The sequence below is a fragment of the Massilia sp. BAP21 genome (assembly GCF_057801335.1).
Genome location: NZ_CM173596.1, coordinates 4,462,872 through 4,485,315, shown reverse-complemented (window position 1 = coordinate 4,485,315; position 22,444 = coordinate 4,462,872). Strand labels below are relative to the sequence as shown.

Below are 22,444 nucleotides of genomic sequence, written 5' to 3'. Positions count from 1 at the left end.
TTATATTCAAGTACGAAAACAAAGCGACACAATTCATTGCCACCTGCCTCGCTGCGCCACGCCGGCGCTTGCCTGTCGCCCCGCTTAGAACCTATCCCAGTAGGGAGGAGGAAGCTGGCGGCGATGCATGGCGAGCGCGGGCAAGGCGCGAGGAGGCCGCATGGCTAGCCATGCAACGACGAGCAACGCCGCCCCCGCTTGCCAGGCGCGCCGAAAGCGACTCATCCCTACTGGGATAGGTTCTTACTGCACGCCATACAGCTCGCGCAGGTAGATCGTCGAGGTCCGGGTGGCGGCAAAGCTCACGCGCCCGCGCGTGCTCGGCAGCCAGGACGGCGTCTTCATCTGCACCAGCACGCTGCCCACGTTGGCCGCGCCGGGCGCGGCCAGCCAGAAGGTGCCGGCGCCGCGGTTGCCGAGGTTGATGGCCTGGGACGAGCCGGCCTTCACGATGCCGGTGCTGCCGGTACGGCAGTTGTCGACGTTCTGGGCATCCCGGGCCGGTTCGACCGTGGTGCGGTTCAGGTTGCGCCGGCACGAGGTATACACGGCGTCGCCCGGTGCGATGCTCACCAGCGGCGGCACCGCCTCGTCGGCCCAGCTGTGGTTGACCCAGGCGCTGCCGGTCCAGTACTGGGCCTGCAGGCTGAGCGGCGTGCGCTGGGTATTCGCGCCCTGGGCGCTGCCCACATTCAGGCGCCCGTTGATGATCATTAGGCCATCTTCCTCGGACGGGATCGTCGCCGGGCGCTTCGACGACACCGTTTGCGCCGTGGCGTAGCCGGCTACCTGCTCTTGCGATTCGGCGCGCAGGTAGACCGCCGTCGGCGCCGTCCAGGCCGTGTTCGCCGGCTTGTCGGCATCGAAGGGCATGGCCAGCGTGTAGTTCGGCGACGCCAGCAGCGTGGCGTCGCCCGGGTTGGGGCTGGTGGCAATCGCCGCGAGGGTGCCGCCGACGGCTGGCGCGCCGCCCTTTGCCGCCGCCGCGCTCAGCGTGACGGGCTTGCGCCAGGCGCCAGTGAAGTTCTTCAGCGGCTGGCCCTCGCCGATGGCGTTGAAGGCCTTGACCTCGACATCGAAGTTTTGCCCCGAGTAGGCGGCCCCATTCACCGGGCTCGGCGCCGCCTCGCAGTTCATCGCCGCCTGGCAGGCCAGCGGCGTCGTCACGGTGGTGGTGTAGTAAGCCGGATAGAAGCGGCCGACCACGACCGGTGTGCCGCCGACCGCGCCGCTGCCCAGGTAGTCGGCGAGCCCCGGCTCCAGGTTGATGGCGCCCACTTCGCTGTAGTTCACCTGGGCGGAGAACACGTTGCCGTTTCTTGACTGGTTCGACCAGGCGAGTTTGCCGGCATCGGCCATGGGCGCCGAGGCAACGGCCGCCGTGGTGTGGGCGAAGTTCAGCTGCGGCACTGTCTTTTCCTTGCCAAAGCCCGGCGCCACGGTCTTGCCGTCGGCGAGCAGGGCCACGACCTCGACATTGAAGTCTTCACCCGCCCTGGCAAAACCCGTCCCGTCGGGATTGTTCACCTTCGGATTGGCGCCGCCGGCAGCGTTGGTGATGTTACGCGTCTCCACGCGCAGGGGCCGTGCCACGAACGGCTCCGTGGCCGCCGTCTTGCCCGCGGCCAGCAGGTTCAGATGCACGCTGCCGACGTCGGCATAGCCGAACACGGCCTGCGGCGGGATGGCGGCGCCGGCCGTGTTGATGGCAGCGGAGGCCTTGCCTGACGCGAACTTCATGTTGACCGAACTCGACCAGGAAGAAGCCGCCGTGACGGGCGGCACCGCCCCGTTTGGCGTACACACGGGCAGCGTGGCACCGGCATAGCTGGCGCCCACCGTGCCGCTCGCCGGGTCCAGGCAGCTCAGGCTGAACTGCATCGGCACCGTCGTTTCCTGGGTGCTGCTGAGGGCGATCGCCCGGTTGCCGCTCACCGCCGTCACGTAGATGGCGGCGCTGGCGCCGCCCGTCATCGTCGCATCGTACAAGGGGCAGGCCGGGGTATCGATGAGCGCGTTCGCGTCGCACGCCTTTGAGGTAAAGCGGTAGCCCGAAGCCGACACCACCGGCGCGGTGGCGGTCGCGGTATCGCTGGCCGTGTTGTTGCTGGCGTTGTTGTCCGTGGTGCCGCTCACCTGGGCGGTGTTGGTCAGGCTGCCCGCCTGGGTCACGCTCGCCGTCAGGACCAGCGGCGACGCATTCGTGTTCGGCGCCATCGAGGCCCTGTAGGTGCAGGTCACGACCTGGCCGCTGCTGGAGCAGGTCCAGTTGGTGCCGCTGGCGGATACATAGCTCATGCCGGCCGGCAGGGTGTCGACCACCGTTACCGGCCCGGCCTCGGTGTAGGGGCCGTTGTTGGTCACCTGCAGCGTATAGGTGGCCTTGCCGCCGACCTGCAGCGCACCGGCGGCGCGCGTCATCGCGATCGACAAATCGGACACTGGCAGCGTCGGCACCACCAGGATCTCGGCGTTCAGCAGCACCAGGTCCTGGCCGGCGCGGTAGGTGGTGGTCACGGTCGGCGCGTAGAAGATCCACTGCACCACCTCGGTATCGTAGACGTCGAAGTCGATGCCGTAGGAGTAAGGGTCGCGGTTGACGCTGCTCTTCGAGTTGAACTGGTTGCCGGCCGGGTTCATGTCGTCGCTCAGCTCCCTGCCTTCGAAGATCAGGGCTTCGCCGTCGGACAGCAGGCTGGCGTCGCCCTCCCAGCTGATGTAGCCGATGCGCGCCTTCTCGCGCGTCGGCAGCCACGGCGTGGGCCAGCGGAAGTTGGTCGCGGTGACCGTGTACTCGCTGTTCTGCAGGTAGCGGAAGCCTTCGTACAGGTTCAGGATGCGCTCTTCCTCGTTCGGATGCCCGTACACCACCAGCAGCGAAAAGCCGCCCAGCACGGCCTGCGACGCGCACCAGGGGCTGCCGGTCGATACCGTCAGGCCGGAGAAGGTATAGCTGCCGCTGCCCTTGGCCTTGACGATGTCGGTGACGTCGGCGGCACCGCCGAAGAAATTCAGGCCGTTGCCGACCGTGGTCGACGAATACTTGCGCGTCGCGGTGACCGTCTTGCCCTCCAGGACGACACTGTTGTCGGCGCTGTTGCCGGAACCGGCCCAGTAGAGCTGGGCCGACAGCACCGTGGCGCCGGACGGCATGGTCAGCATGGCGCTGCGGTTGGTGGTCGAGCCATACACCGAGCAGGCATCCCTGCTGTTGCTGTTGGAACGGATCGTGGCCTGGGTGCCGGTGAAATTGATGGCGCCATTGAAGGTCTGGGTCAGCGCCATCGCCGTATCGGCGCGCGCGGGGGCCGGCAGGGCCAGCAGCATGGCCAGCAGCATCCCCAGCACCATGCCCGCCCTGGACAGCAGGCCAACCCGCACCGCCCTCACAGTTGCACCTCGATCACGCGCTCGACGTAGTCGCGGCTGTTGGTCGGGGCCGGGCAGGCATTGCCGCCCGTGGTGCAGGCGGTGGCGCGGATGGTCCAGCGGCTCAGGTCGATGTTCGGATTGTCCGAGACCGGCCCCGGCGTCATGGTGCAGACCACGGTCACCACGAAGCCGGCCATGGTCGAGCCGGCCGGCAGCGCGAACGAATCGGTGCGGCTGGCCGCTGCGCTGCCGGGCGGGCAATAGGCGGCGCCTTCGGTGGAGCGGCGGAACACGGCCCACTCCACGCCGGCGCGGGCGGCCTGGTAGGCGCGCGCGCCCTGCTCGTCGAGCGCGCCGGACTGGCGCTGGGCGCCGAAGATCGAGACCATGGCCGTGGCCAGGCCGGCCAGCACCACCAGCAGGAAGATCGCGGTCACGAGACCGGCGCCGGCAGCGCGGCGGCGCGAAGGAACTGGCGTCGTTTGCTGCATCATGGCGTATTGTCCACGCGAACCTGGTGCACGAGGCGCACGGCGGGGTCGGCGATGTTACGGGTGCGCAGCGACAGCGACATCACCACCAGTCCGGCACGGCTGGAGGCGGCGGTCTCGTTGCGGAACAGATTGGCGCAGGTGGCCACGCGCGCGGCCAGCATCGCGGGCTGGACGCCGGCGGGCGGCACCGTCATGGCGGCATTGATCGCATACCCGGCATAGCGGCGCAGCATGAAGCCGCCGCCCGGCGCCGCCTCGCACACATACGACACCGGCCCCTCCACCACCTGGAAGCGCGCATCCGGCGAGGGCATCGGCACCGGCTGGTCGGCAAAGCGGTTTCGCTCCAGCGTGACCAGGGCATTCTCGGCGCCGGCGGCGGCGCCGTTTGCCACCACCGACATGGTCGGGCTCGGGTTTTCGTAGGCGTCGGCGCCGGGCAGGCCGAGGTTGAACACGGCGATCAGGTTGCCGCGCTCGATGTTCGCCGCCAGGCGCCCGACGACGGTAAAGCTGCGGCCGGCCGCGCCGGTGTCGGTAAACGACAGCGGCGTGCCGCCCTGGGCCTCGTCCTCGGCCGCCAGGTAGCGTCCGCCGGTGCGGGTAAGCAGGAATTCGATGGCGCTGCCGGCCGCGTTCACCCGCACGCTGTTGGGCAGCGCCAGGCGGATGTCGCGCGCCATGCGGCGCAGCGCCAGGTCGGCCTCGTCGGTGGCCTCGGCGCGTGCCACGGCGTCGACGTAACCCTGGATCGGGGCGCGGATGAAGACCGCGACGATCGCCCCCAGGATGCCGATGATGACGATCACGATGACCGCCTCGACCAGGGTGAAGCCGCGCTGGGCGGCAAGCGCGTGCGCGCCGCGCATCACTGGAACCCCGGGCGCGCGTAGCGCATGCGGTAGGCGTCCAGCACCACTGGCGCGTCGCCGCCAAAGGCGACCGTGACGCGGATGCGCAGCACCGGCGTGTTGGCGGCGGAGCCGCTGGCGACGCCGTAGCCGCCCAGCTGGGCCGGCGAGACCGTGAGCGTGGCCGTGTAGCCGTCCACGCCGATCGGCTGGCCCGACACGTCGGTCAGGACGCCGGCCGCGTTGTTGAAGGCGTTGACCGCCACGTTCGGCTCGGTCACGTAGTCGTTGACGTTGTCGAAGGGGCGCGGATTCACGGGTTCCGGCGCCACCTGCCCCCAGTTCTCGCGCACCGCGCATTGGGTCGGATCGGTCTGGGTATCGAAGTCGGCCGAGCTCGGGTCGCACAGCGTGAAGCCGGCCGAGCGCACTTCTTCCAACAGGCCCTCGGCGATCATCAGCGCCTGCTTGCGGCGCAGCGGGTCGGCGCTGTTGGCGGTGGTGATGCGCATGACGGCGATGATGCTGGCCAGCGCCACCGAGACGATCACGATGAACATGATCAGCTCGACCAGGGTCACGCCGCGCTGGCGGCAATGAAAGCGGGCCTCAGAAGACATAGCCGGTCTCCGGGGCGACGCTGACGGTACGGGTGTTGCCGCCGCCGGACAGGGTGAAGGTCAGGCCGCCAAAGGCCGCGGCGTTCGGGTTGTTGAAGGGCTGGCCGAGCGAATTGAAGCCGAAGAAAGTGATGGCGGGGTTGGCTCCGGCCGTGATGCTGGCGGGCCGTCCTTCGCACATCCAGGTACGCGAATTGCAGGCGGCGCGCGTGGCGGCCGAGTCGCTGTTCTGGCCGGACGGGGCCAGGACCTGGTTCGGCACGCTGCAGGGATTCTCGTTGGCGAAGCACAGGCCCGCGCTGTTCGGGCCGAGGACCACGAACACGTTGCGGTGCTGGGCGATGGCGGTCTTCTGGCCGTAGCGCAGGATGTTGCGCAGCTGCTCGGTGGCGGTTTCGGTGTCGTACACCGTGCGGTCGAAAAAGCGCGTGATCGCCAGCGCCGACAGGATGCCGACGAGGACGATCACGATGATGAGTTCCACCATGGTGAAGCCATGGTGGCCGCCGAGCCGGCGATGGGGGTTGCAGCCGTGGCTGGCTGCACGGTTCAAGTTGACATGCACGCCAGCCACGGCCGCCCTACGGAATTACTGGCAGCTTGCAGCGTTGACGTTGGCGCCCAGTTCGATGCGCGGCACGGGGTTGGCCGCGGTGGCCGGGGTGTAGGTCAGGAAGCAGGTTGCCGCGGTTGCGGTGCCGTCGATGTTACGCGGGACGATGTTGATCGTACCGGTAGTGAACGCAGGGCGGTTCGCGCCACCTGCGGTGTAAGCCACGTAGTCTTGCGCCAGGCCGGCGGCCTGCATCAGGCCCGCGACCGATGCATCGACGGTGCTGCCAGCAGCGGTGGCGGCAAGGACCGTCGGGTAACCCGTGGCCATGCTCATGGTAACGTTGGCGCCTTCGACGTTCTGAATTTCGATCGGATTCACCAGATGACGGCCATGGGTCATGGCGGCAGTTGCGCTCAGCGCGCCGCGCGCCGCGTTCAGGCTGGCCACGCGGGCGTCGCCGCTCAGGTTGGTGAAGCGCGGCAGTGCGGTGGCAGCCAGGATGCCGAGGATGACGATCACGACGATCAGTTCGATCAGGGTGAAGCCGCCTTGGGCCGATTTGATGCTCTTGTTCATTACGTTTTCTCCGAGTTAAAAAAGTGCGGGGGAACCGCTGGTATAAAGCTGCTTATTTCATTGCTGCAGCGGCCGGCTGGCTGTCGATGTTGACCCGGTCCAGGCCTTCGGTGACCTCGCTCCGTATTTCTGATTTAACCGGATTGGGCACGCGAAACAATTCTACCTTGAACCTGAGAAATTTCGGTGTTTCAGCAGAAAAACTTTCCGATGATGCCGATAGATAAACCAGGGTCGAATTCGCCTTATCGAAGTACCAATTTCCCTTCCGAAGTGCCGATTCGTTGGGAGAATAATATTCACCAAGGTAGTTTTTTGGTCGTTCTACCAACCAATCCATGGGGTTTTCTTGTGCGACGCTCAACAAACCACCCCGCCCGCCCTGCGCCACTGCCCTTGCCGAGCGCACGGCCAGGGCCGTTCGCAGCGAACTGATGAGTTGTTTCGCCGCAACGTGTTCCGATTCGCCGATGTAGGGAACGAGGCGATTCAGCAACACGCCGGCCACCAGGCTGAATACGACAGCCGCAACGGCCAGTTCCAGCAGCGCGAAGCCGCCCACTGTGCATGGCGCGCCCCTGCGCCGCGCCTGCGCCATGCCGGCGTGCCGACCCGCGCTCATTGCCGGTGCAGGGCGGCTTGCCCCAGGTCCCAGATCGGCAGGAAGATCCCGAGCGCCATGACCAGGACCATCACGCCGAGGAAGGTGATCAGGATCGGCTCGATCTGGGCCGACAGTGTCTTTAGTTCGTAGTCGACCTCGCGCTCGTACATCAGCGCGATCTCGTCCATCAAATCGTCGAGCGAGCCGGTTTCCTCGCCGACCGCGATCATCTGCAGCACGATGGGCGTGAACACGTTGGCGGCGGTCGAGGTGCGCAGGATGCTTTCGCCGCGCTCGACGCCGTCGCGCATCTGCTCGATGCGCGCGGCAAGATACGCGTTGTCGGCGGTCTGGGCCACCACGGTCAGGGCCTGCACCACCGGCACGCCCGAGCGCATCGACAGCGAAAAGCTGCGCGCAAAACGCGACATCGTCGATTTATGGATGATCTTGCCGGCAATCGGCAGGCGCAGCTTGTAGCGGTCCCAGTCGTAGCGCCCTTTGACCGAGCCGGCCCAGGCGCGGAAACCGAAGAAGCCGCCGATGGCGAGCGCCAGCAGCAGCGGCCAGTAGTCGAGCGTGAAGCGCGAGGTCGCCATCAGGATGCGCGTCATCAGCGGCAGCTCGGTGTGCAGGCTCTCGAACACCCTGGCAAAGGCCGGGATCACGAACAGGTTCACGATGATCATCGCGATCACCATGGCGATCACCACGAAGCTCGGATAGCGCAGCGCCGTCTTCACGCGGTCCTTCATGTCGCGGTCGAATTCGAGGTGGTCGAACAGGCGCAGGAAGACTTCTTCCAGGCGCCCGGTCATCTCGCCCACGCGCACCATCGACAGGTAGAAGGTGGAAAACGCTTCCGGGTGGCGCCGCATGGCGGCGGACAGCTCGCGCCCCGAGTCGAGCGACTCGCGCAGGTCCTTGATCACGCGACCGAAGGCGGGGCTGGTGGCGGACTCCTGCAGGCCGCCCAGGCCGCGCATGATCGGCACGCCGGACTTCAGCAGCGTGTGCATCTGGCGGCTGAACAGCTGCACGTCCATCGAGCGCACCGGCTTCTCGCGCAGGCGGCCCCACCAGCTATCGGGCGCACCGCTGTTACTGGTGGCCTTGCGCGTGGTCGGCACGATCTCGACCGGCGTGACGCCGGTGCCGAACAGCTGGTCGGCGACCGCCCCGCTGTCGGCCGCTTCCAGCACGCCCTGCATCAGTTCGCCGCGCGTGTTGCGGCCCTTGTAGGCATAGAAGGGCAACTCAATCCTCCAGCTGGTTACTGATGCGCATCGCCTCGGCCACCGTGGTGCGGCCCTGCACCGCCAGCTGCACGCCGTGGCGGCGCAGGGTTTCGCCGGCCATCTCGGCATGCGCCACCTTCAGGAAGTGGGCCGGGTCGGGGTGGTTCGCGGCATCGGTCACGGCGCGCGTCATCTCCAGCAGCTCGTAGACGCCGGTGCGTCCACGGTAGCCGGTGCCGTTGCAGTGCGGGCAGCCCTTGCCATGGAAGAACTGGGCCTGCTCGGCGAAGTCGCCCAGTTCCGGGCGCAGCCAGGTGCGCTCGGCCGGGGTCGGCGCATAGGGCGTGCTGCAGCTTTCGCAGATCACGCGCACCAGGCGCTGGGCCAGCACGGCCTGCAGCGAGCCGCCCACCATGTAGCGCGGCACGCCCATGTCCATCAGGCGCAGCGGCGTGCTGGCGGCATCGTTGGTGTGCAGGGTGGAGAGCACCAGGTGGCCCGTCATCGCGGCGCGCAGGCCGATCTGGGCGGTTTCCTGGTCGCGCATCTCGCCGACCAGCACGATGTCCGGGTCCTGGCGCAGGGCCGAGCGCAGCACGCGCGCGAAACTCAGCTCGATCTTCTCGTTCACCTGCACCTGGTTGATGCCCTGCAGCCGGTATTCGACCGGGTCTTCGACGGTGATCAGCTTCTTTTCCACCGAGTTCAGTTCGGCCAGCGCGCTGTAGAGCGTCGTGGTCTTGCCGCTGCCCGTGGGCCCGGTCACCAGCACCAGGCCGTTCGGGCGCTGGACCACGGCGCGGAAGCGCTCCAGCAGCTTCCTCGGCATGCCGATCGATTCCAGGCGCAGGGTATTGCCGGCCTGGTTCAGCAAACGCATGACCACCGATTCGCCGTACTGGGTCGGCATGGTCGAGATACGCACGTCGATGCGCTGGTTCTTCACCTTCATGGCAAAGCGGCCATCCTGCGGCAGGCGTTTTTCCGAGATATCCAGGTCGGCCATCAGTTTCAGGCGCAGCGCCAGCGGGGTGGCGATCCTGATGTCGGCCTCGGTCTGCAGGTGCAGCACGCCGTCGATGCGGAAGCGGATCTGCAGGCGCCCTTCCTGCGGTTCGATGTGGATGTCCGAGGCGCGCACCTGGGCGGCGTCGTCGAACACCGATTGCAGGAGCTTGACCACCGGCGCTTCTTCCAGCCCGGTATTCGCGGTCATGGCGCCGAAGTCGACGAAGGTCTCGGCCACGTCGGCCTCGACCTCGCGCGCGAAGTCGCTGATCTCGCCGGTGCGGCGGTAGATGCGGTCGATCGTGTGCAGGACCTCGGTCTCGTTGACCACGGCCAGCTCCACGCCCTTCTTCAGCAGGCGCGCGATCTCGTCGTAGGCGAACAGGTCGGTGGGATCGGACACGCCGACCAGCACCGTATCCAGGCGGTCCTCCAGCACCAGCGCACGGAAGCGGCGCGCGGCCGTTTCCGGCAGCAGGCGCACCAGCTGGTCGCTGATGTTGTAGAACTTCAGGTTGATGTAGGGGATGTCGAGCTGGCGCGCCAGGGCGCCGGAAATCTGTTCCTCGGTCACGAACCCGTTCTCGACGAACACCCGGCCCAGCTTGCGTCCGGTGCGCTTCTGGTCGGCCAGCGCCTGGTTCAACTGCTCTTCCGACAACAGCTTCTGCTGGATCAGCACTTCACCGAGTCGAATCTTTTCCGGCCTTGCCATGTTACCCCTTGCGATTGATCTGGAAATCGGGAGTCATTCTAAGGCAGAACCGGGCGACATTTACCGATGGTACTTATATCTGTGGCCGGGATGCCTCGCTCGGCGGCTTGATGCGTGTAAGATAAGCAAGAGATGATGATGCCGGGCCGGATGATCTCGCCTGATGCTTGTCCCGTACGGTGGGCACCCCGTGCCCACGCGGTTACGCACGGTTCCGCCAGTCCGCTGCGGTGAGGTGTCGCTCGATACCTATGCAACGGACGATGCCGTGTCCGGGCTTGACGTTCACGAGCGAGTCATCGCGGCAAACGGTGCAAGCACGAACACGTAACCGCGTGGGCACGGGGTGCCCACCGTACAGTCGCAACCGCCACGTATCTTTTCAGGAGCCTGCATGTCCGAAACTACCAATGCGCGCCGCCGCATTTTCCTGATGCGCCACGGCAGCGTCACCTACTTCGACGCCGCCGGCAAACCGGTCCTGCCCGAGCAGGTTCCCCTCAACGACGAAGGCCGGTCCCAGGCCGATGCCGCCGGCGCCGCCTTTGCCGCCGCCGGCGTCCGCTTCGACCGCGTGATCGTATCAGGCCTGCCGCGCACGGTGGAAACGGCGCAGCGCGTGCTGGCCGTCACCGGGCAAGACATCGCGCCTGAGGTCTGGCCCGAACTCCACGAAATCAAGGGCGGCCGCCTTTCCACCATCCCGTCCGCGGAACTCAAGCGCGCCTTTACCGGCGTCTTCGAAGGCCTGGTGAATCCCGAACAACGCTTCCTCGGCGGCGAGTCGGTCGGCGAGATGATGGACCGCGTCCACCCCGCCATCCAGAAGCTGCGCGACGATCCGGACTGGGACACCGTGCTGCTGGTCCTGCACGGCGGCGTCAACTGCGCCATCCTCTCGCTCGCCCTCACCGGCCAGCGCCTGTTCCTGGGCGGCCTGGCGCAAACGGCCGGCTGCATCAACGCGCTTGATGTAGGCCAGGAGCGCGCCGACTGGGTGGTGCGCTTCGTGAACCACGTACCGCCCGCCCCGCTCCAACTCGGATCACGCCTGACCACGATGGAACAGCTGTTCCTGCAATACGGGCGCGCCCGATAAGGTTTGGTTCGCCTGGCAAAACAGGTGAAAAAATAATGAAACAAATAGCACGATCGTGCATTTCATCGGCTAGAATCACCCGACAACAACACAGGAGGAGACGCCAGTGTACGAAGAAATGATGGGCACCAAGCCGGTGTCCGAGGGCCAGAAATTCGACGTCGACGCGCTGGCCGCCTGGCTGCGCGCAAACGCCCCGGGCTTCCCGGACGGCCCGCTCGAGGTCGAGCAGTTCAAGGGCGGGCAATCGAACCCGACTTTCAAACTACGCGCCGGTGGCCAACAATATGTGCTGCGCACCAAGCCCGGCCCGGCCGCCAAGCTGCTGCCTTCCGCCCACGCCATCGACCGCGAATTCCGCGTGATGCAGGCCCTGCACGGGGCCGGCTTCCCGGTGCCGCGCCAGATCGTGCTCTGCGCCGACGAATCCGTGATCGGGCGCGCCTTCTTCCTGATGGAGTGCGTCGAAGGCCGGGTGCTGTGGGAGCAGTCGCTGCCCGGCATGTCGAAGGAAGAACGTGGCGCCATCTACGACGAAATGAACCGCGTGATCGCCCAGTTGCACACGATCGACTACGCCGCCATCGGCCTGGCCGATTATGGCAAGCCCGGCAATTACTTTGCGCGCCAGATCGAGCGCTGGACCAAGCAGTACCAGGCATCCAGCACCGAGACGATCGAGGCCATGGACCGCCTGATCGAATGGCTGCCGCAGAACATCCCGCCCGGCGAAGACACGGCCATCGTCCATGGCGACTTCCGCCTGGACAACATCATCTTCCACCCGACCGAGCCGCGCATCCTGGCCGTGCTCGACTGGGAACTCTCGACCCTGGGCCACCCTCTCGCAGATTTTTCCTACCACTGCATGTCCTGGCACATCCAGCCAGGCAAGTTCCGCGGCATCGCCGGCCTCGACCTGGCCGAACTGGGCATCCCGAGCATGGAGGAATACGTGCGCCGCTATTGCGAACGCACCGGCAAGACCATCCGTCCCGAGGATTTCAATTTCTATCTCGCCTACAACATGTTCCGCCTGGCCGGCATCATGCAGGGGATCATGAAGCGCTACGTCGACGGCACGGCATCGAGCGCGCAGGCGCTGCAGAACGGCAAAGCCGCCCGTCCCATGGCCGAGATGGCCTGGCAATTCGCGACCCGCCCGTCGTCCAACCACTGAGAGAGCCCCATGGATTTCGATTATTCCGACCGCTGCAAGGAACTGCAGACCCGCCTGCTCGCCTTCATGGACGAGCACATCTACCCGAACGAAAAAGCCTTCAAGGAAGAAGTCGACCGCAACGGCGCCGCCGGCAACCGCTGGGTACCGACCGAACTCATCGAACGCCTGAAACCGCTGGCGCGCGAACAGGGCCTGTGGAATCTGTTCCTGCCGAAGTCGCCGCGCGCGCCGGAAGGCCTGTCGAACCTCGACTACGCCCCGCTGTGCGAGATCATGGGCCGCGTGTCCTGGGCGCCGGAAGTGTTCAACTGCTCGGCGCCCGACACCGGCAACATGGAAACCCTGGAACGCTACGGCACCGAGGAACACAAGGCGCGCTGGCTGGAACCGCTGCTGCGCGGCGAGATGCGCTCGGCCTTTGCCATGACCGAGCCGGACGTCGCTTCCTCGGACGCGACCAACATCGCCACCCGCATCGAGCGTGATGGCGAGGAATATGTCATCAACGGCCACAAATGGTGGATTTCCGGCGCCGGCGACCCGCGCTGCCAGATCTTCATCGTGATGGGAAAGAACGACCCGAACGCGGCGCGCCACCAGCAGCAGTCGATGATCCTGGTCCCGGCCGACACCCCGGGCGTGACCATCCGGCGCCCGCTGCCCGTGTTCGGCTACGACGACGCGCCGCACGGCCACTGCGAGATCACCTTCGAGAACGTGCGCGTCCCGGCATCGAACATGCTGCTCGGCGAAGGCCGCGGCTTCGAGATCGCCCAGGGCCGCCTGGGGCCGGGCCGCATCCACCACTGCATGCGCTCGATCGGCGTGGCCGAGCGCGCGCTGGAACTGATGGTCAAACGCCTCGACAGCCGCGTCGCTTTCGGGCGCAAGATTTCGGAACAGGGTGTATGGCGCGAGCGCATCGCCGAGTCGCGCATCCGCATCGACACCGCGCGCCTGCTGACCCTGAAGGCAGCCTGGATGATGGACAAGGTCGGCAACAAGGGGGCCCAGGCCGAGATCGCCATGATCAAGGTGCTCGGTCCAAACGTGGCCCAGCAGGTGCTGGACTGGGCGATCCAGGCCCATGGCGCCGGCGGCGTGTCCGACGATTTCCCGCTCGCCTACCAATGGGCCGGCAACCGTACCCTGCGCCTGGCCGACGGCCCGGACGAGGTGCACCGGAATGCGATCGCCAAGCTGGAGCTGGCCCGGTACGCATAAATTTGTGACAAGGAATGTTGCCTGATGGCGACACTCACGTCACAATTGAATTTTCCGAGAGGCAACTTTATTGCTGCGACAGTAAAGGCTCGGCTACCATGCGAGAACGCGGCACACCGTGCCGCCTCAACCCGGATGGCCGCTTGTTCCCGCGCTTGTTTCCCTTTTCCCGGCACGCCCTGCCTTCGATCCGCTCGAAGCTGATTGCCCTCGTCCTCGCCTGTGTCCTGCCGCTCGTGCTGGGCTGCATCGCGTTCGTGCACGATGCCGGCCAGCGCGAGCGCGTGCACGTCGCGCGCGATGCCGCCACCGTGGCGCGGGTCCTGACGGCGGCCCTCGACCGCGAGCTCGACAGCGCCGGCTCGGCGGCGCGCGTGGCGGCGGCCTGGCCGACCCTGGCGCCCGCGACCCTGGGCGCCTTCCACGCGCATGCGCGCCAACTGCTGCGCCCGGAATTTCCGGTGATCGCCTTTGTCCTGGCCGGCGCCGACGGCCAGGCGCTGCTGAGCACCCGCACACCTTACGGCGCGCGCCCGCCGCAAGCCAACCTGGCCGCGATTCGCAAGGTGCTCGACCGCGGCGACGCCGTTACCTCCAGCCTGTACAGCCCTGGCGCCGGCCTGCCGCCGGTAGTCTCGACCGAGGTGCCGGTCTGGCGCGCCGGCAAGGTGGAGTATGTGCTGTCGGCCCAGATCCGCCCGCGCCGCATCGCCGATCTGCTGGCCGCCCAGCAGTTGCCGCAAGGCTGGGTTGCCGAAGTCTTCGACACGCAGGGCCTGGTGGTGGCGCGCAACATCGACCATGCGCGCTACCTGGGCGGGCGCATGAACCCAGCGCTGGCGGCGGAACTCGGTCACGGCCCCGAGGGCGCGGTGAAGCTGACCGGGCGCGGGGGCGAGCCCGACTGGTACTCGGTGTATTCGAAATCCGACCAGCATGGCTGGACGGTGGCGGTCAGCTATCCCGACAATGCCGCACGCGAGATGCTCGGCGGCACCCTGCCGGCCACGGTCACCATCTCGCTGGCGCTGCTGTTCCTGGGCGTGCTGCTGGCCTGGGCCATCGGCGGCTCGATCGCGCGCTCGGTGCGCGGGCTGGGCGGGCCGGCGGCGGCCCTGGGTCGCGGCGAGCCGCTGCGCCTGGCCGCGCCGACGATCCGCGAGACGGCGGTGGTGAGCGACGCGCTGCGCCAGGTCGAGGGCGAACTGCTGCGCCACCGCAGCGACCTGGAACAGGCGGTTGCCGACCGCACCGTCGAGCTGCAGCGCCTGAAGGCGCGGGTGGAAACCGTGTACGCCACCGCGCCGGTGGGCCTGTGCTTCCTCGACCGTGACCTGCGCTTCGTGATGATCAACGAGCACCTGGCCTCGATCAACGCGGTGCCGGCGGCCGACCATATCGGCCACACCCTGCCCGAGCTGCTGGGCGAGACCGGGCTCGAATTCGAGGAAGCCTACCGCCGCGTGCGCGAAACCCTGCGCCCGCTGCGCGACATCGAGACCAGCGGCGAAGTGCCGGCCCAGCCCGGCGTGACGCGCTCCTGGCTGACCAGCTATTACCCGGTCTTCGGCGCGGCGCACGAACTGCTCGGCATCAACGCGGTCGTGATCGACATCACCGAGCGCAAGCTGCTGGAACGGCGCAACCGCGACAACGAAGAAATGTTCCGGGTGCTGTTCGAGGCGGCGGGCGACGCCCAGGCCCTGCTCGCCTACAACGCCAACTTCATCAGCGCGAATGCGGCTGCCGCCAGCCTGTTCGGCTACGCGACGGTCGAGGAATTCATGGACCTGTCGCCAGCCGGCGCTTCGCCCGAATTCCAGCCGAACGGGCGCCGCTCCGAGGACATGGCCCTGGAACTGATGCGCCAGGCGCTCGACCAGGGCGGGGCCCAGTTCGAATGGGTGCACCGGCGCCGCGACGGCAGCAACTTCCACGCCGACGTCAAGCTCACCGCCCTCGACGTCGGCGGGCACGGCATCATGCAGGTGACGATCCGCGACATCAGCGCCCGCGTGGCCGCCGACGCCGCCCTGCGCGCAACGAGCGCCCAGCTGCGCGAGCGCGAGCAGTTCATCCGCACCGTCACCGACAACTTGCCGGCCCTGGTCAGCTACTGGGACGCCGACGCGCGCCTGCGCTTTGCCAACCGGCCCTGCCTGGACTGGCTGGGATGCACGGAAGAAGAGGCCCTCGGCCGCCACGCCGCCGACCTCATCGCGCCCGAGCACATGGCCTGCTTCGCCCCCTACCTCGACGGCGTGCTGGCCGGGCAGCCGCAGCGCTTCGAGTGCGAACTGCCGACGCCGGCCGGCCAGCCGCAGCGCGAGCCGATCCACGTCTGGTGCAGCTACCTGCCCGACTTCGACGCCGATGGCCGCGTGCGTGGCGTCTACAAGCTGCACATGAACGTGACCGACCTGAAGCACACCGAGAGCCGCCTGGTGCTGGCCCTGCGCCAGGCCGAGGGCGCCAGCCGCGCCAAGACCGAATTCCTCGGCAACATGAGCCACGAGATCCGCACGCCGCTGAACGCCATCATGGGCCTGGCGCGCGTGCTCGAGGAAGCGCCGCTGGGCGCGCGCGAGCGCGGCCACGTGGCCCACATCACGGCCGCCTCGAAGTCGCTGCTGGCCCTGCTCAGCGACCTGCTCGACTATGCCCGCATCGAGTCCGGCGCACTGCCGCTCGAACGCCTGCCCTTCCGCCTCGACGACACGCTGCAGAACCTCGCCCTGCTGGCCGCGCCCCAGGCCTGGCGCAAGGGTGTCGAGCCGGTGTTCGCGGTGGCGCCCGGCATGCCCGAGCAGCTGCTGGGCGACCCGATCCGCCTCGAACAGATCCTGCTGAACCTGGTCGGGAATGCCGTGAAATTCACCGAGCGCGGCGAGGTCGTGCTCGCGGTCGAGATCGTGCACCGCCAGGACAGCCGGCTGCGCCTGTGCTTTTCCGTGCGCGACACCGGCATCGGCATCGAACAGGGCGTGCAGCGCGAAATCTTCGAACCCTTCACCCAGGGCGACGGTTCGACCAGCCGCAAGTACGGCGGCGCCGGCCTCGGGCTGTCGATCGCGCGCCGCCTGGTCGCCCTGATGGGCGGCGAACTGGCGCTGGCAAGCAGCCCCGGGGCCGGCGCCCTGTTCAGCTTCGAGCTCGATGCCGGCATCGCCGAGCCGATGGCCGCGCCCTGCGGCGGCGCCTTACGCGTACTGGTCGCCGACGGCAACGACACGGCCGGCGCCGCCCTGGCGGCCCAGCTGGCCGGCTTCGGCTGGGACGTGGTGCGCGCCGCCGGCGGCATCGAAGCCCTGGCCCTGCTGCGCGCGGCGCCGCGCGTCGACCTCGCCTTTATCGACGCCGCCCTGCCTGAGCTCGACGGCGCCACCCTGCTCGCCCATGCGCGCGCCGAGGCGGCCGCAAGCGGCTGCACGCTGCCGCCGGCGGCCCTGCTCTCGGGCGACCCGGGCAAGGAGGACCTGGGGCACCCGGTGCTGGCCAAGCCGTTTACGCGCACCGCCCTGCGCGAGGTGCTGGCCGTGCTGCGCAGCGGCGATGGCACGGAGATCGCGCCCGCAACTGTGGCCGCATCGGTGCCTGCATCGGTGCCCGCAACTGTGCCCGCATCTGCCTCCACACCTGCGCCGGCGCCGCTGGCGGCGCGCCTGGCCGGCCTGCGCGTGCTGGTGGTCGAGGACAACCCGGTCAACCAGGAAGTGGCGCACCACGTGCTGGCGCATGCCGGCGCGATGGCCGATGCCGCCGCCAACGGCCGCATCGCCGTCGACAGGCTGGCCGCCGGCGCGCGCTACGACGCCGTGCTGATGGATTTGCAGATGCCGGTCATGAACGGCTTCGAGGCCAGCGCCGCGATCCGCGCCCTGGGGCTCACCGGCCTGCCGATCGTCGCCATGACCGCCAACGCCATGGAGGAAGACCGCCAGCGCGCGCTCGAAGCGGGCATGGACGCCCACCTGCCGAAGCCGATCGACGTCGACGAGCTGGTGGCCACGCTGCTGCGCGTGACGGGCCGCGCCGCGGACGGCGCGGCGCCAGGCGCCGGCGAAGCAGCTCCTCCTGCCCTTCCTGCTCCTGCCGCCCTTCCGGCGGCGGAACTGGCGGGCATCGACCTGCGCGCGGTCCTGCCGCGCTTCGGCGGCAGCTTTGCCGCCTTTGCCTCGGTATTGCGGCGCTTCGGCCAGACCCAAAACGGCGCCGTCGATGCGATCGGCGCCGCGCTGGAAGCCGGCAGGCAGGGCGAAGCCAGCCAGCTGGCGCACCGCCTGCGCGGCGTGGCCGCCAACCTCGGCGCCAACGCCCTGGCCGGCCAGGCCCGCTTGCTGGAACAGGCCTTGCGCGACGGCGCCGACCCGGCCGCGCACCTGGCTGCCCTCGACGCCGCGCTGGACACCGTGCTGACCACTGCGAACGGTCTCGATGACGCCGGCCAGGGAGCCAAGCCAGACGCCCTTCCCGCGCTGCCCGAAGGGGCACTGGACGCGGCGCTGGCGGACCTGCTCCAGCTGCTCCGGCAAAACAACATGAAGGCAATGGCCGCCTTTGCGGCGCTGCGCGCGGGCCTGGCGGACCGGCTGGAGCCCGGCGAGCTGGCGGCGCTGGACGAGGCAATCGGGCTGCTGCGTTTCGAACGGGCCGCGCGCCTGGTGCAGGCTATACTGGAGCGGAAAGGAGACGCATGAGCTGGACCGATCTGGCCCTGAACGGGCGCATCCTGGTTGTCGACGACGCCATGGAAAACATCCAGATCCTGCACGCCGCACTGCAGGACGAGCACGAGGTCCTGTTTGCGCTGGACGGCGCGAAGGCCCTCGAGCTGGCGCGCGCCCAGCGCCCGGACCTGATCCTGCTCGACGCCGTCATGCCCGACATGGACGGCCACCGCGTGCTGGCCGCGCTGCGCGCGGAGATGTCCACGCGCGACATCCCGGTGATCTTCGTGACCGCCCTCTCCAGCCCGGAAGACGAAACCGGCGCCCTGGAGGCCGGCGCGGCCGACTTCATCAGCAAACCGGTGAACGCGGCGGTGGTGCGCGCCCGCGTGCGCACGCAACTGACGGTGAAGCGCCAGGCCGACGCCCTGCGCGCCCTGACCCTGACCGACAGCCTGACCGGGGTGGCGAACCGGCGCGCGTTTTCGCAGCGCATCGAGTCCGAATGGCGCCGCTGCAACCGCGCCCAGCTGCCGATGGCGCTGATCCTGGCCGACATCGACCACTTCAAGATGTACAACGACCGCTACGGCCACCAGGCCGGCGACGCCTGCCTGGAACAGGTGGCGCGCGCCATGGCGCGCACCGCGGGCCGCGCCCAGGACCTGGTGGCGCGCTACGGCGGCGAGGAATTCGCGATCCTGCTGCCCCAGCTCGACGCCGCCGGCGCCGAGCGCGTGGCCCAGCGCCTGCTGGCCGAGCTGGCCGGCATGGCGATCCCGCACGCCGCCTCGCCGACCTGCCCGGTGCTGACCGTGAGCATGGGGATCGCGGCCGTGGTGCCGGTCGTGGGGCAGACCAGCGCGGCGCTGATCCGCGCGGCCGATGCGGCGCTGTACGAGGCCAAGGCGGCGGGGCGCAATCGTTATCGGGTGGCGGCTGCGTCCTGAATCGCTTTTCTCGTTCCTGGCTTCGATCGGGCCAGCGAGGGACATTTCCAAGCCGCCGTCCACCGGACACGCACGTTCCGCGTGGGCACGGCGTGCCCACCTACGCTGGCAGCCGCAGGCCGAAACACGCACTGGGCCTGCGGCCGGGTCCGTAGGGTGGGCACCCCGTGCCCACGCGGTTACGGACATATTTACTTCCGTTGACCGTGCCGTAGCCAACACGCGGCGTTCGCCTCTGCGCTCAAGCGTCCGACACCGCTTTCTCAGCGCCTGACTCCGATCGAGCGAGCGGCATTCCCGGGCCGCGGTCCGTCAGCCCGCCGGCCGCCGCTTGAACATCGCCATCCCCTCGATCGTGCACACGGTCTCGCCATGCTGGTTGGTGGCCACCCAGCTGGTCCATACCACGCCGCGGTCGGGCTTCGAGCCCGATGCCTTGACCGCCTTCGTCACGTGGTGCAGCGAAAGGGTGTCGCCGGCGCGCACCGGCAGCAGCCAGCGTACGCCGTCCAGGCCGGGCGAACCCATGCTGGTCGAGGCGAAGGGCATGCCGTCGACCACCATGCGCATCATCATGGCGCAGGTGTGCCAGCCGCTGGCGATCACGCCGCCGTAGATCGAGGCGCCGGCCGCTTCGCGGTCGACGTGGAAGGGCTGCGGATCGAACTGCCGCGCGAACTCGATGATCTCTTCCTCGCTCACGGTGCGCGAGCCGAGCGCGATTTCCTGGCCCGGGGTGAAGTCCTCGAAATACCAGTCGCCTGTCAGGTCGGTCCTCATGCTGCCGCTCCTTCGGTCGTGTCGTCGCTGAAGCCCGGCTGGGCGATGAAGCGCGCCAGGTGGTGGTCGGCGTCGCCGAGCGTCAGCTCGATGCTGGCCAGGCGCTTGAAGTAATGCGCGGCCGGCAGTTCGTCGGTCACGCCCATGCCGCCATGCAGCTGCACCGCCTGCTGGCCGATGAAGCGCGCGGCCAGGTTGATGCGGTACTTGGCGGCCGAGACGGCGCGGCGCCGCTCTGCGGCATCGCTGGACCCCAGCCTGACCGCGGCCAGCAGCGCCATCGAGCGCGCCTGCTCCAGGTGGATATACATGTCGGCCATGCGGTGCTGCAGCGCCTGGAACTTGCCGATCGGGGCGCCGAACTGCTGGCGCGTCTTCAGGTAGTCGAGCGTGGCCTCGAAAATGGCTTCCATGGCGCCCACGGCTTCCGCACACAGCAGGCCGGCGCCGTAGTCGAGGGCGGCGTCGAGGATGGGCCAGCCCGCACCCGGCGTGCCGATGACGGCGCCGGCATCCACGCGCACCTTGTCGAACACGACATCGGCGGCGCGCAAGCCGTCCAGGGTGCGGTAGTCGGCGATGCGCAGGCCGGCGGCATCCACCGGCACCACGAACAGACTGATGCCTTCCTCGGCTCGCTGTTCTCCGTACTGTTCACCTGTCATGCGCGCCGAGACCACCAGCATGCCCGCTTGCGCGCCGTGCAGCACGACCTTCTTTTCGCCGTTCAGGACGTAGCCGGCGCCATCGGGCATGGCCCGCGTTGCAATATCGCGCATGTCGTGGCGCGACTGGCGCTCGCCCAGCGCGCAGGCCAGTTTCAGCTCGCCGCTCGCCACCTGTTCCAGCAGTGCGGCATGCCGGCCGCCCAGGCGCAGGAACTCGGCGCCAAGCACGGTGGCGAAATACGGTTCGACCACCAGGCCGCGGCCCAGCTCTTGCATCACCACGAACATGTCGACGGCGCTGCCGGCAAAGCCGCCCTGCGCTTCCGGCACCGGCAGCGCCGTCATGCCGAGTTCGGCCAGGGTGGCCCAGGCGGCATCCGACACGCCGGTCTCGGAATGGACAATGGCGCGGCGCGCCTCGAAGTCGTAGTCGCGTGCGATCCAGCGCTTCAGGGCGTCGGCGAACTGGGTCTGCTCGGGATTGAAATTGAAGTCCATGTTCTTCTCTCCTTACAGGCCCAGGATCATCTGGGTGATGATGTTGCGTTGGATTTCGTTCGAACCGCCGTAGATCGAGGTCTTGCGGTAGTTGAAGTAGTACGAGGCCAGCGGCGCCGCGTCGTCGTCGTCGAACACGCTGTGTTCGTTCGCGCCTTCGAGGTAGGCCGGGTCGAAGGGCAAGGCCATCGGGCCCACGGCTTCGACCATCAGTTCGGTCAGCATCTGCTGGATGTCGGTGCCGCGCACCTTCAGTACCGAGGCTTCCGGTCCTGGCGCCTTGTCGGCTTTCGCCAGCACGCGCAGCACGGTCATCTCCAGCGCCATCAGTTCGATTTCCAGGCTGGCGACTTTGGCGGCAAACAGCGGGTCCTCGATCAGCGGCTTGCCGTTCTTGGTTTCGCGTTTGGCCAGGCCCTTCAGGAAGGCGAGCTCGCGCTTGGAGCGGCCGACGGCGGCAATCCCGGTGCGCTCGTGGCCGAGCAGGTACTTGGCATAGGTCCAGCCGCGGTTTTCCTGGCCCACCAGGTTGGCGGCCGGCACGCGCACGTTGTCGAAGAAGACTTCGTTCACTTCGTGGTCTTCGTCGAGCATGATGATCGGGCGCACGGTGATGCCGGGGCTGTGCATGTCGATCAGCAGGAAGGAAATGCCTTCCTGCTTGCGCACGCCGGTGTCGGTGCGCACCAGGCAAAAGATCATGTCGGCGTGCTGGGCCAGCGTGGTCCAGGTCTTCTGGCCATTCACGATGTAGTGTTCGCCCTCGGCGTCGATGCCGCGCACGGCCGTGGTCTTGAGCGAGGCCAGGTCGGAGCCGGCGCCCGGCTCGGAATAGCCCTGGCACCACCAGTCTTCGCAGGACAGGATGCGCGGCAGGTAATAGGCCTTCTGTTCCGGGCTGCCGAAGGCCATGATCACCGGCGCCACCATGTTCACGCCGAAGGGCATGATTTGCGGCGTGCCGGCGCGCGCGCATTCTTCCTCGAAGATGTGGCGCTGGGTCGGGGTCCAGCCGGGGCCGCCGAACTCGATTGGCCAGCCCGGCGCCACCCAGCCTTGCGCGGCCAGGATCTTGTGCCAGCGTACGCTGTCTTCCTTGCTCAGGCGCAGGTGGCTGCGCACCTTGTGCTGCAGGTCCGGCGGCAGGTTCGCGGCCAGGAAAGCCCGTACTTCGCTGCGGAAGGCCAGCTCTTCGTCAGAGTAATTCAGGTCCATTCTGTCTCCTTGTTATTGTCGCGCGGACGCAAAAAAGCACGACCGTTCACCGGGGATTGTACCTGAAACGCTGGCGATTCAAATAACAAAAGGGCGCTCCCGGTGGGAAGCGCCCTTTTTGCTGTT

The 22,444-nt window shown here is 67.9% G+C and carries 17 protein-coding genes; 5 read left to right on the top strand and 12 right to left on the bottom strand.

The features are described 5' to 3' along the window. Nucleotides 1–243 precede the first annotated feature (243 nt). Genes ACWYRN_RS19900 through ACWYRN_RS19860 form a run of 9 tightly spaced genes read right to left on the bottom strand, consistent with a single transcriptional unit; the run spans nt 244 to nt 10,034 of the window. Nucleotides 244–3,390, bottom strand: coding sequence for a hypothetical protein (locus ACWYRN_RS19900; RefSeq protein ID WP_488689388.1), 3,147 nt, complete (start codon nt 3,388–3,390; stop codon nt 244–246). Beyond that, nucleotides 3,387–3,866, bottom strand: coding sequence for an agglutinin biogenesis protein MshP (locus ACWYRN_RS19895; RefSeq protein WP_488689386.1), 480 nt, complete (start codon nt 3,864–3,866; stop codon nt 3,387–3,389). The genes ACWYRN_RS19900 and ACWYRN_RS19895 overlap by 4 nt, the downstream gene beginning before the upstream one ends. Next, nucleotides 3,863–4,735 (bottom strand): prepilin-type N-terminal cleavage/methylation domain-containing protein, encoded by an 873-nt coding sequence (locus tag ACWYRN_RS19890; protein WP_488689385.1) that lies wholly within the window; start codon nt 4,733–4,735, stop codon nt 3,863–3,865. Before ACWYRN_RS19890 ends, ACWYRN_RS19895 begins: the two co-directional genes overlap by 4 nt. Then, nucleotides 4,735–5,337 (bottom strand): type IV pilus modification PilV family protein, encoded by a 603-nt coding sequence (locus tag ACWYRN_RS19885; protein ID WP_488689384.1) that lies wholly within the window; start codon nt 5,335–5,337, stop codon nt 4,735–4,737. The genes ACWYRN_RS19890 and ACWYRN_RS19885 overlap by 1 nt, the downstream gene beginning before the upstream one ends. Then, nucleotides 5,327–5,890 carry a pilus assembly FimT family protein gene (locus ACWYRN_RS19880; protein ID WP_488689383.1) on the bottom strand — a complete coding sequence of 188 codons (564 nt, stop codon included), beginning with the start codon at nt 5,888–5,890 and terminating at the stop codon, nt 5,327–5,329. The genes ACWYRN_RS19885 and ACWYRN_RS19880 overlap by 11 nt, the downstream gene beginning before the upstream one ends. Before the next feature lie 36 nt (nt 5,891–5,926). Beyond that, nucleotides 5,927–6,469 (bottom strand): type IV pilin protein, encoded by a 543-nt coding sequence (locus tag ACWYRN_RS19875; RefSeq protein WP_488689382.1) that lies wholly within the window; start codon nt 6,467–6,469, stop codon nt 5,927–5,929. A gap of 52 nt (nt 6,470–6,521) precedes the next feature. After that, on the bottom strand, nt 6,522–7,091 hold the full coding sequence (locus ACWYRN_RS19870) for a type II secretion system protein (RefSeq protein WP_488689381.1): 570 nt from the start codon (nt 7,089–7,091) through the stop codon (nt 6,522–6,524). Beyond that, nucleotides 7,088–8,329 carry a type II secretion system F family protein gene (locus tag ACWYRN_RS19865; protein ID WP_488689379.1) on the bottom strand — a complete coding sequence of 414 codons (1,242 nt, stop codon included), beginning with the start codon at nt 8,327–8,329 and terminating at the stop codon, nt 7,088–7,090. Before ACWYRN_RS19865 ends, ACWYRN_RS19870 begins: the two co-directional genes overlap by 4 nt. Nucleotide 8,330: 1 nt before the next feature. Beyond that, nucleotides 8,331–10,034, bottom strand: a complete 1,704-nt coding sequence (locus ACWYRN_RS19860) for a GspE/PulE family protein (RefSeq protein WP_488689378.1) — start codon at nt 10,032–10,034, stop codon at nt 8,331–8,333. 394 nt (nt 10,035–10,428) lie between these two features. Here ACWYRN_RS19860 and ACWYRN_RS19855 point away from each other — a divergent pair, with 394 nt between their 5' ends. The 5 genes from ACWYRN_RS19855 (at nt 10,429) to ACWYRN_RS19835 (ending at nt 19,157) form a co-directional block, all read left to right on the top strand. Continuing rightward, entirely contained in the window at nt 10,429–11,133 is a 705-nt protein-coding gene (locus ACWYRN_RS19855; RefSeq protein WP_488689377.1) for a histidine phosphatase family protein, read from the top strand. A gap of 121 nt (nt 11,134–11,254) precedes the next feature. Then, the gene (locus tag ACWYRN_RS19850) at nt 11,255–12,313 is read left to right on the top strand and encodes a phosphotransferase (RefSeq protein ID WP_488692850.1); all 1,059 of its coding nucleotides are present in this window, start codon (nt 11,255–11,257) and stop codon (nt 12,311–12,313) included. Between the two features lie 9 nt (nt 12,314–12,322). Beyond that, a complete protein-coding gene (locus ACWYRN_RS19845; protein ID WP_488689376.1) occupies nt 12,323–13,540 on the top strand; it encodes an acyl-CoA dehydrogenase family protein in 1,218 nt (405 codons plus the stop codon). 143 nt (nt 13,541–13,683) lie between these two features. Then, nucleotides 13,684–18,237 carry a PAS domain-containing protein gene (locus tag ACWYRN_RS19840; protein ID WP_488689374.1) on the top strand — a complete coding sequence of 1,518 codons (4,554 nt, stop codon included), beginning with the start codon at nt 13,684–13,686 and terminating at the stop codon, nt 18,235–18,237. Next, nucleotides 18,234–19,157: a diguanylate cyclase gene (locus ACWYRN_RS19835; RefSeq protein WP_488689373.1), complete on the top strand. Its 924-nt coding sequence runs from the start codon at nt 18,234–18,236 to the stop codon at nt 19,155–19,157. The genes ACWYRN_RS19840 and ACWYRN_RS19835 overlap by 4 nt, the downstream gene beginning before the upstream one ends. A 312-nt stretch (nt 19,158–19,469) precedes the next feature. On the opposite strand, the gene ACWYRN_RS19830 is transcribed toward ACWYRN_RS19835, so the two are convergent. The 3 genes from ACWYRN_RS19830 to ACWYRN_RS19820 are packed head-to-tail and all read right to left on the bottom strand — an operon-like array spanning nt 19,470 to nt 22,318. Then, on the bottom strand, nt 19,470–19,937 hold the full coding sequence (locus tag ACWYRN_RS19830) for a MaoC family dehydratase (RefSeq protein ID WP_488689371.1): 468 nt from the start codon (nt 19,935–19,937) through the stop codon (nt 19,470–19,472). Beyond that, on the bottom strand, nt 19,934–21,103 hold the full coding sequence (locus tag ACWYRN_RS19825; protein ID WP_488689370.1) for an acyl-CoA dehydrogenase family protein: 1,170 nt from the start codon (nt 21,101–21,103) through the stop codon (nt 19,934–19,936). Before ACWYRN_RS19825 ends, ACWYRN_RS19830 begins: the two co-directional genes overlap by 4 nt. A gap of 12 nt (nt 21,104–21,115) precedes the next feature. Next, complete coding sequence (locus tag ACWYRN_RS19820) at nt 21,116–22,318, bottom strand: acyl-CoA dehydrogenase family protein (RefSeq protein ID WP_488689369.1); 1,203 nt, start codon at nt 22,316–22,318, stop codon at nt 21,116–21,118. Nucleotides 22,319–22,444 lie beyond the last annotated feature (126 nt).